At 60.7% G+C, this 8,980-nt stretch carries 7 protein-coding genes; 3 read left to right on the forward strand and 4 right to left on the reverse strand.

Annotation, left to right across the window (positions count from 1 at the left end; translation table 11 throughout):
* Nucleotides 1–176 precede the first annotated feature (176 nt).
* Together NMG80_RS02295 and NMG80_RS02300 are read left to right on the forward strand one after the other, a co-directional pair.
* Nucleotides 177–1,538: a pilus assembly protein gene (locus NMG80_RS02295; protein ID WP_254016643.1), complete on the forward strand. Its 1,362-nt coding sequence runs from the start codon at nt 177–179 to the stop codon at nt 1,536–1,538.
* Between the two features lie 377 nt (nt 1,539–1,915).
* Complete coding sequence (locus NMG80_RS02300; protein ID WP_254016644.1) at nt 1,916–3,184, forward strand: class I SAM-dependent methyltransferase; 1,269 nt, start codon at nt 1,916–1,918, stop codon at nt 3,182–3,184.
* A 79-nt stretch (nt 3,185–3,263) separates the two neighbouring features.
* Here NMG80_RS02300 and NMG80_RS02305 read toward each other — a convergent pair whose 3' ends face one another.
* Nucleotides 3,264–4,010: an MOSC domain-containing protein gene (locus NMG80_RS02305; RefSeq protein ID WP_254016645.1), complete on the reverse strand. Its 747-nt coding sequence runs from the start codon at nt 4,008–4,010 to the stop codon at nt 3,264–3,266.
* Nucleotides 4,010–5,965 (reverse strand): acetate--CoA ligase, encoded by a 1,956-nt coding sequence (acs, locus tag NMG80_RS02310; RefSeq protein WP_254016646.1) that lies wholly within the window; start codon nt 5,963–5,965, stop codon nt 4,010–4,012. The genes NMG80_RS02305 and acs overlap by 1 nt, the downstream gene beginning before the upstream one ends.
* A gap of 305 nt (nt 5,966–6,270) precedes the next feature.
* On the opposite strand from acs, the gene NMG80_RS02315 reads away from it, so the two are divergent.
* Nucleotides 6,271–6,543: an usg protein gene (locus NMG80_RS02315; protein WP_254016647.1), complete on the forward strand. Its 273-nt coding sequence runs from the start codon at nt 6,271–6,273 to the stop codon at nt 6,541–6,543.
* A gap of 314 nt (nt 6,544–6,857) precedes the next feature.
* Here NMG80_RS02315 and NMG80_RS02320 read toward each other — a convergent pair whose 3' ends face one another.
* Both NMG80_RS02320 and NMG80_RS02325 read right to left on the reverse strand, forming a co-directional pair.
* Entirely contained in the window at nt 6,858–7,682 is an 825-nt protein-coding gene (locus tag NMG80_RS02320) for an SDR family NAD(P)-dependent oxidoreductase (RefSeq protein ID WP_254016648.1), read from the reverse strand.
* Between the two features lie 170 nt (nt 7,683–7,852).
* Nucleotides 7,853–8,824, reverse strand: a complete 972-nt coding sequence (locus NMG80_RS02325; RefSeq protein WP_254016649.1) for a LysR family transcriptional regulator — start codon at nt 8,822–8,824, stop codon at nt 7,853–7,855.
* Between the last annotated feature and the right edge of the window lie 156 nt (nt 8,825–8,980).

The following is an 8,980-nucleotide window of genomic DNA, read 5'->3' on the forward strand; positions in this document are numbered from 1 at the left end:
GCCCGTAGCGGCTTGTCGTTTACTGGCTGTTTACCTTGCCGCATTTCGAAAACAAGCCAAAACAATGATTTGACGATGAGCCGCCGGTGTTGATCCGTTGGCGGCGCCATTCCGGCCGGAATCCTGCAATGCGGCCTTCACACGGCTTCGAGGTCGTGGCGAATGGAGGCGGAAGCATGCGGCGTTTTGGGGGTCTTTTTCACGCGATCGGCGGCTTTGCCAGGGATCGCAGCGGAAATTTAGCCGTTCTGTTCGGCATGGTCGCGTCGGTGCTGGCACTGGGCATCGGCTTTGCCGTCAATGTTTCCCAGCTCTACAACGTCAAGTCGAGTTTGCAGGGCGTGGTCGATGCGGCGGTGACCTCGACGGCACGCGACCTGACCACCGGCGTGATCAAGGAGGCCGACGTCAACAAGTCGGTGCAGGCGTTTCTCGATGCCAACAGCCGAGCGGGCATCCTGCAGGCTGATAGGATCGTCCTCGACAAATTGACCGTCGACAGGATCGCCAAGACGGTTCAGGCGGAGATCCATGTCGATCTCGGCCTTTATTTTCCGATCTTCGGTATGGGCGACATTAAGCGCGTCGCCGCATCGACGACGGCAGTCTATTCGGACAAGACGATCGAAGTGGCGATGATGCTCGACGTCACAGGGTCGATGGCCGGCCAGAAAATCATCGATCTGAGGACAGCTGCAGCGAACGCGGTCGACAGCTTCCTGGGCGGCCAGGACTCCTCCAACCCCCGGGTGCGAGTCTCCATCGTGCCCTACGCCAATTCGGTGAATGCCGGCGCGCTTGCCGGCAGCAGCGTCTACGTCGAAGCCTCGACCAGCCAGCGCAAGCAGGCGCCCGGCAATGGCGCTATACAGTATGTCTCCGGCTTAACGCGTCCGGACAATTGCGCCACCGAGCGCAAGGGCACCTATCAATATTCGGATGTAGGTCCCGACATCAGCATGGTCAATCGCGATTACCTGTTGTCGTTCTTTGCCTGGCCGACCGGCACGGCTGCCTGCCCGGTCGCCGCGTTGAAACCGCTGACGGCGGACGCCGCGGCGCTCAAGAACGTCATCAAGAACTTTGTCGCATCGGGCGGCACCGCGGGCCATATCGGCGTGCAGTGGACCTGGTACATGCTTTCGGAAAACTGGGGCAGTGTGATGAACGCGTCGCAGCGGCCGGCCAAAGCGGATCCGAAAAAGGTCGCCAAAATCGCGATCCTGATGACCGACGGCGAGTTCAACCTGTCCTATTTCGATGCCAGCACTGTCGGTGAGGTCTACAATGATGCCGGCAAGGAACCGACCCGCACGGCAGCCAAGACACTCTGCACCGCCATGCGCGACAAGGGCATCGAAATCTTCACCATCGGTTTCGATCTCAACGAGGAGAATGCCCAGGCGACACTGCAGAATTGCGCAAGCCCGGATACCGGCAAGATCAAGCACTTCTATCAGGCCGCGAACGGGACGGAACTCAACCAGGCTTTCCAGGACATAGCGCGCAATATCGAAAGGCTGGCATTGACCAAATAGACGGCATTGACCAGACAGGATCCGGACAAGGAAAAGGCCGCCGCTTCTTTCGAAGCCGGCGGCCTTCCGTGTTTCCGTCCATGGCGCGGCTCATGGCAGCGACGGTTTGCGTCACCTGCCGCGCATCTCGCGCCTTAACGGGAAGACTGCTTCCCGAAAGTGCAATCCGCTGAGGCCACGTTCTGGAAAACGAAATCACTCGACATCGGATCACCTCCTTTCGATTTGTTGAACACGCGCTCATGATGGGGTGTCGATCTGCAAATGGCAAGGCGCCATCGTGAAAATGCGGTGCGCGTTTGCCGCTAACTGCTTGCGACTATCCGATCGGACAGGCAAAGTCGCTGTCGGACTACCAGCGGGCAGGAAGGATGGGGATGGAGGCAGCAGACAGAGCCGCACGGATCGTTCGAACGGTTATCGAGACGTTGAAGCCGGGTTTCGCGGTCAAGCTGTGGAACGGCGAGCGGATCGGCCCCGCCACCGGCCCCGTGGTCACCATCAACGACCAGGACATCGTCTGGCAGGTGATGCGCCGGCCCAACCTCTCGACGCTGATCGAAATGTGGATCTCCAAGACCATCGACGTGGAAGACGGGTCGCTGTTCGATTTCTACGCTCTGCCTGCGCACGGCAAGCTCAGGACGAAGCTAAAGTCGTTGCCCAAGCTCGCGGTCCTGCGCGACCTGCCGGCCGTGCTGTTTTCGCGAAAGCAGATGACGGCGCGGACCGACCTTTCCGGGCGCAATCCCTTCGTCAGCGGGTCGAACAGGCAAGCAATCCAGCACCACTACGACATTTCGAACGCCTTCTACCGGCTCTTCCTCGACGAACGCATGGTCTATAGCTGTGGCTATTTCACCGATTTCGCCAATGGCATCGACCAGGCGCAGAAGGACAAGCTCGACCATATCTGCCGCAAGCTCCGGCTGAAGCCCGGCGAAAGGCTGCTCGACATCGGCTGCGGCTGGGGAGCCATGCTCATCCATGCCGCGAAAAATTACGGCGTCGTCGGCCATGGCGTCTCGCTGTCGGAAGCCCAGACTGAGCTCGCCCGCGAGCGTTTCCGTGCCGAGGGACTGGAAGGTCGCATCACCATCGAGATAAAGTCCTATGCCGAGCTGTCCGGCTCCTTCGACAAGATCTCGTCGATCGGCATGTTCGAGCATCTCGGGCTGGCCAACCACGCCGCCTATTTCTCGACCATTCATCGCCTGCTCAAGCCGGGCGGCATCTACCTTCATCACGCCATCACCCGGCGCGACAAGGGCAGCGTCAAGAAGACCTTGCGCAAGGGCCCGGAATTCAAGGCGCTGATCAAATACATCTTTCCCGGCGGTGAGCTCGACACGATCGGCATGACGCTCGGCAACCTCGAAGCGCACGGCTTCCTCGTCTACGACGTCGAAAATTTGCGCGAGCACTACGCCCGCACCTGTCGCCTGTGGGCCGAGCGCCTCCACGCACGTTTCGACGAGGCGATCGCCGAGGTCGGCGAAGCCAAGGCGCGCCTCTGGCTGCTTTATCTCACCGGCTGTTCGATCACTTTCGAACGCGCCTCGGCGCAGATTTTCCAGACCGTCGTCACCAAGCGCGCGCGGGGCCCAAGCGGCCTGCCGCCGACGCGGGCGGACCTTTATCGGTAGAGCGGCATACGTATTGCGTTCTGCCGCGATCCTTCGCGCCCCCCTCTGTCCCGCCTGCATCTCAAATGTTCTGCACCGCCTAAATGAACCGCATCATCTCGCCCACCCCGACACTGGCTGGCCGGTCGACCGTGCAATAGACGCCGAAATTGTGCGCGTTGTGGCGGACCAGATTGCGCAGGATCGCCGCGTCGTGGTCGAAGCCGTCCTGGGCGATGATGGTGAAGCCGCAGCGGCGGCATGGTTCGGAGATGGTCAGCCGCAGATCGCCGATCGCCAGCTTGCGTCCGATCCATTCCGTCTCCGGGAATGATCCCTCGATCGCCGCCACGTCGACGACGATGTTGGGGCGGAAGCGGCGCGGGTCGGCGGCGCCTTCCGGATGCAACGCCTTCAGGCGCGCCAGCGAAGCGGTGGTCAGGAGGTGGATGGGCGCCTTGCGGTAACGCTCGGCGGTCAGAAGGCCGGCGTAGTCCGGCGCATCGTTCTGGCGAAACGGCCGGATCGAGGCTGCGAAGCCGAGAAAGGCGGAAACGGCACGGTCGCATTCGGCTGCGGGCGCTGGCAGCCAATCGCCCTGCGGTGTAGCAATCTCGAGTTGGCGGGCTTGCGACAACCGGGTCCGAATGAGTGGCACCTTGTGCCATTTCGCCTCGCGGTCAGGCCGCGCGATCTCACCGTCAGAGGCGTCGACAAGGCCGAACAGGCGGTCGCCGTCGATGGTCTCAAGGCCGACGGAGATCACATCCTGGCGTTCGCCGGCGAGCGAACTCGCCGGATAGCGCCAGAGCTCGCTGACAGTGCCGATCTCCGTCGAGGCGGGCATCAGGCCCGCTTGTTCTGCCGGTTGGCTATGAGGTCGTCGACGACCGCCGGCTCGGCCAGCGTCGAGGTATCGCCGAGTGCGGCAAAATCGTCCTCGGCGATCTTGCGCAGGATGCGCCGCATGATCTTGCCCGAGCGGGTTTTCGGCAGGCCCGGAGCGAATTGGATCTTGTCGGGCGTGGCGATGGCGCCGATGTCCTTGCGGACGTGGGCGACAAGTTCCTTGCGCAGTTCCTCGTTCGGCTTCTCGCCAGCCATCAAAGTGACATAGCAGTAGATGCCCTGGCCCTTGATGTCGTGCGGATAGCCGACGACGGCGGCTTCCGAGACTTTCTCGTGTGAAACCAGCGCGGATTCGACCTCGGCCGTGCCCATGCGGTGGCCGGATACGTTGATGACGTCATCGACGCGGCCGGTGATCCAATAGTAGCCATCGTCGTCGCGGCGGCAGCCGTCGCCGGTAAAATACTTGCCCTTGTAAGTGGAAAAATAGGTCTGCACGAAGCGCTCGTGATCGCCATAGACGGTGCGCATCTGGCCCGGCCACGAATCGGCGATGCAGAGGTTGCCGCTGGCAACGCCGTCCAGCATCTTGCCGTCGCCGTCGACCAGTTGCGGCTTGACGCCGAAGAACGGCCGCGTCGCGGAACCTGCCTTGAGCGGGGTGGCGCCGGGCAGCGGCGTTATCAGGATGCCGCCGGTCTCGGTCTGCCACCAGGTGTCGACGATCGGCACTTTGCCGTTGCCGACGACGTTGAAATACCACTCCCAGGCTTCCGGATTGATCGGCTCGCCGACTGTGCCGAGCACGCGCAGCGATTTCCGCGACGTCCTGGTGACATGGGCGTCGCCGGCGCCCATCAGCGCGCGCAACGCCGTCGGCGCGGTGTAGAAGATGTTGACCTTGTGCTTGTCGATGACCTCCCAGAAGCGGGATTGCGACGGATAGTTGGGCACGCCTTCGAACATCAGCGTGGTGGCGCCGTTGGCCAGCGGCCCGTAGACGATATAGCTGTGGCCGGTGACCCAGCCGACATCGGCGGTGCACCAGTAGATATCGCCGTCATGGTAGTCGAAGACATATTGGTGGGTCATCGAGACATAGACGAGATAGCCGGCCGTGGTGTGCAGCACGCCCTTCGGCTTGCCGGTCGAGCCCGATGTGTAGAGGATGAACAGCGGGTCCTCGGCCTTCATCTTCTCAGGTTTGCATTCCGCCTTAACCGTTGCGATCTCTTCATGGTACCAGACGTCGCGTTCGGCCACCCAGCTGGTCTTGCCGCCGGTGCGGCGCACGACGACGACCTTTTCGACTTTCGTTCCGGCCTTGGCGGCGATCTCGATCGCCTTGTCGGTGTTGTCCTTCAGCGGGATCGGCTTGCCGCCGCGCAGGCCCTCGTCGGCGGTGATGACGAAGCTTGATTTGCAGTCGTCGATGCGGCCGGCCAGCGCGTCCGGTGAGAAGCCGCCGAAGACCACCGAATGGATGGCGCCGATGCGCGTGCAGGCAAGCATCGCATAGGCGGCTTCCGGGATCATCGGCATGTAGATGGTGACGCGGTCGCCCTTTCTGACGCCGTGCTTCTTCATCACATTGGCGAGCCGGCAGACATGCGCGTAGAGCTCGTTATAGGTGATCTTCCTGTCGTCGTAGGGATTGTCGCCTTCCCAGATGATGGCGGTCTGATCGCTGCGCTTTTTCAGATGCCGGTCGATGCAGTTCCAGGAAACGTTGGTCTCGCCATCCTCGAACCATTTGATCGAGACCTTGCCGTCGAAGGAGGTGTTCTTGACCTTGCTGTAGGGCTTGAACCAGTCGATGCGCTTGCCGTGCTTGCCCCAGAATTTGTCCGGGTTCTTCACGCTGTCGGCGTACCATTTCAAATAGGTGTCATTGTCGATCAGCGCGTTTTTCTTCCACGCCGGCTGGACGCGATGGACATGAACCTCGGACATTTTTCCATTCCCTCCCAAGACCAACTGCCAGCTTGCCCGCCGAGCAGCATCGCGGCGCGGCGGCCGCGAATTCGCGCGCATTATTAACAGTTCCGCGGCGACGGCAACATTAGACGTTGGATTCGCGCGGCGGGATGCCGCAGACCTCGTTTTCGCCGCTATCAGCACTCGACTACGATCGCTGCTAACCGCATGTTTTTGCGTCGTAAATCTGGCCTCTAACTACGAAATATCAATAGACGATTAAGCAAATAGCGCGCACAATTTCAAACTGGGAGGAAAGGAGAAGCAACCAGGGGACCGCGATGCGTGACCATTCCGAATTGGACCTGATGCTCAAGGGCTATGGCTTGACCACGGCCAAGATTCTTTATCACTTTCCCGATCATCCGCATCTGCTGCAGAGCTTCATCTGGCAGGACTACGACATCGCTCCCAAATTTCCGGTGCTGATCCGGTTCATCGAGTTCTGGCAGACCAAGCTCGATGGCCCGCTGCATTCGGTGAGCTATACGCACCAGAAGCTGATCGCGCCCAACGAATGGCAGAAGGTCGACGGCGAGTTCGTGCTGCATTAAAGGGCAAGCACTAGGACTGGCCCGATGACGAAGCATCAGATTGACGTGATCACGCCAGTCGAGCGGCGTCGGCGCGGGAGGAGAAGGAGCGGCTGGCTACGGCGACGTTGAGTCTTTGAGGCTGGGGCGAGTGTTTCGGAGATTGCGCGATCGGCTGGTTGTGAGCCGGCTTTTGCGGTGGCACAACGAGTTCTGCCAGATCTCATCGCCGTCCGGGCCGCAGTTCCCGTGGAGGTCGTGGCGGCGCTGCCAGCGCCGCCACGACCTTGGGGAAAGGCCGGCAGTCGGCTTTGGGTCTGTTTCATCAGACCTGCTTACGCGGTGTTCCCGACCATCCCTGAGAACAGCACTGAACCGCGCTGCTCGAGAAGCGAATGCGACGTGTAGTCCACGATCGAGAGTCCCCCATCGGCGACCAAGGTCTGGCCTGTGATGAACGAAGCTTCATCGCTCGCCAGAAAGGCAACAGCTGCTGCGATTTCGGCCGGCGTGCCCATCCGGCCGAATATGCTTGGCGGCACCGTCCAATCGCCGGCTCTACCCGAAGCTGGCGCCTCCATATCGGTTGCGGTGGCAATCCAACCAGGGCTGACGCAGTTCGCCCTGATCCCGAGGGGGGCGCCTTCTATTGCCAGCGAGCGCGTAAGAGCTTCGACGGCCGCTTTGGCGACGCAGTATAGCCCCCAATTGCCGTGCAATGTGGCCGTGGACGATATGTTCACAATCGCGCCTCCGCCGGAATCCCGGATCAGCGGCATGGCATAGGAAGACACAAAATAGGTGGAGTCCAGGTTGGCGCCACGCATCTTGTCCCATCTCACTCCCGGACCATCGCCTGGCTCAATGCCGCTCCGGCGCGAACCAGCACCTGCGTTATTGACCACGACACCCAGTCGACGACCCCATTGACCGATTTGGCCGATCAGATCCTCGACTTGATGCTCCTCGGAAAGATCGCATGGAAAAAAGCGCGCTTCGCCTCTGATTGCCCTTGCTTCCGCTTCGACGGCGCGACCCTTCTCGCGATCACGGCCAGCGAAAGCAACCCTGGCTCCCTCTTTCAGGAAATAGTGGACGATTCCGCGTCCTATCCCCGAATTCCCGCCGGTCACGAGGACGTCTTTGCCTTTGAAGCGCATGGGTCATCTCCTGGTGGTTACCGGCGCAGACGCGCACCAGCAGCGGCCCCTCCGATCAACTTTCCGCAGAGGAGCGGTGAACGAAACCAGGATATATCTCGTCATTCAAATCGGCATGAACCACAGCGGGCCAAGGATTGGGCATTGATCGGCTGGGTGCCTTTCGAATGCTAAGACAGGGAGACGCTAGAGTTGCCGGTTTCAAAAGCATGACCTTTATTGACTTGGTGCTGCAGGCCGCCGCCAAAGCTATTCGCGCTTGCCAGGAGTTCCAGAAAGGCCCTTGGCGCATTGTCTGGGGGATAAGGGCTCGTGCCGTCGCCGGCTGCGTAGGCTACGACCAGCTCCCAGCAGATCTCCGTTTGCCCTATGGGGGCGATGTTGAGCGAGGAGCGTCTTGCCTCAGCGATGGTTTCCGGGACAAGGGCGATCCCAAGGCCACGCGCGACCAGTTCCAGAAGTGTTTCGAGGTCACTGACCTCGAAGACGGAACGACGCTCGATGCCAACTTCCAGAAAGGCGCGGTCGACTAGTTTCCGCGTCCCCCAATTCGGCTCGAAATCGACGAATGGCTCGTCTTTCAACGCATGGAGCAACACCTCGTCACGGCCTGCCAGGTCGTGATCGAGTGCGCAGATCATGACGAGTGATTCACAGGCGATCATGGTTGTCGTGATGCCGACTGGAGGCTCGCACAGAGGCAAAAACGCAAGGTCAATTCGTCCGCTTCTTATCTTTTCCAGCAGATGGGTCGTGCTCCCCTGGCAGAGCCGGACCTCAACACCTGGATGCCGCGTGTGGAACCTCGCAAGCAGCGATGGCAAATCCAGAAAGGCCGGAAGGCTTTGGACGGTTCCAATGGAGAGCGTGCCTTGTTCCAACCCGTTCATCGCCGCGACGGTGTTCCGCGCCTCGCGCACCGCCTCAAGTGCGGCTCGCGCTTTGTCGAGGAAGACACGGCCCGTGGTCGTGAGGCGCACCTGTCGCGTACTGCGAATGAAGAGCTGTGCGCCGAGTTCATCTTCGAGGGCCCGGATCGAGGCCGAAAGAGCTGATTGGACGATGTTCACCCGCTGTGCGGCCCGGGTGAAGTGGTTCTCCTCGGCCACCGCCACGAAATGCTGCAACTGTCGGAGTTCCATGATCTTCTCGCTATTAAGCTACAGGGAAGATCAATAGCATCTGAACAATCCATTGGAAAGATGGATAAGCCGGGCGCATGTTATGTGGGAGACAAGGAGATATCTAATGGACGCAACTCAACAAAATATCGAAAAGATCCTCCCGACCCGCCGGCT

The sequence above is a fragment of the Mesorhizobium escarrei genome (genome assembly GCF_935825525.1).
In the GTDB taxonomy this organism is placed as follows: domain Bacteria; phylum Pseudomonadota; class Alphaproteobacteria; order Rhizobiales; family Rhizobiaceae; genus Mesorhizobium; species Mesorhizobium escarrei.

Excerpts from the sequence above, each read along its gene's own strand:
- NMG80_RS02295 (WP_254016643.1), top strand. The coding sequence starts at position 177 with ATGCGGCGTTTTGGGGGTCTTTTTCACGCGATCGGCGGCTTTGCCAGG.
- NMG80_RS02300 (WP_254016644.1), top strand. The coding sequence starts at position 1,916 with ATGGAGGCAGCAGACAGAGCCGCACGGATCGTTCGAACGGTTATCGAG.
- NMG80_RS02305 (WP_254016645.1), bottom strand. The coding sequence starts at position 4,010 with ATGCCCGCCTCGACGGAGATCGGCACTGTCAGCGAGCTCTGGCGCTAT.
- acs (WP_254016646.1), bottom strand. The coding sequence starts at position 5,965 with ATGTCCGAGGTTCATGTCCATCGCGTCCAGCCGGCGTGGAAGAAAAAC.
- NMG80_RS02315 (WP_254016647.1), top strand. The coding sequence starts at position 6,271 with ATGCGTGACCATTCCGAATTGGACCTGATGCTCAAGGGCTATGGCTTG.
- NMG80_RS02320 (WP_254016648.1), bottom strand. The coding sequence starts at position 7,682 with ATGCGCTTCAAAGGCAAAGACGTCCTCGTGACCGGCGGGAATTCGGGG.
- NMG80_RS02325 (WP_254016649.1), bottom strand. The coding sequence starts at position 8,824 with ATGGAACTCCGACAGTTGCAGCATTTCGTGGCGGTGGCCGAGGAGAAC.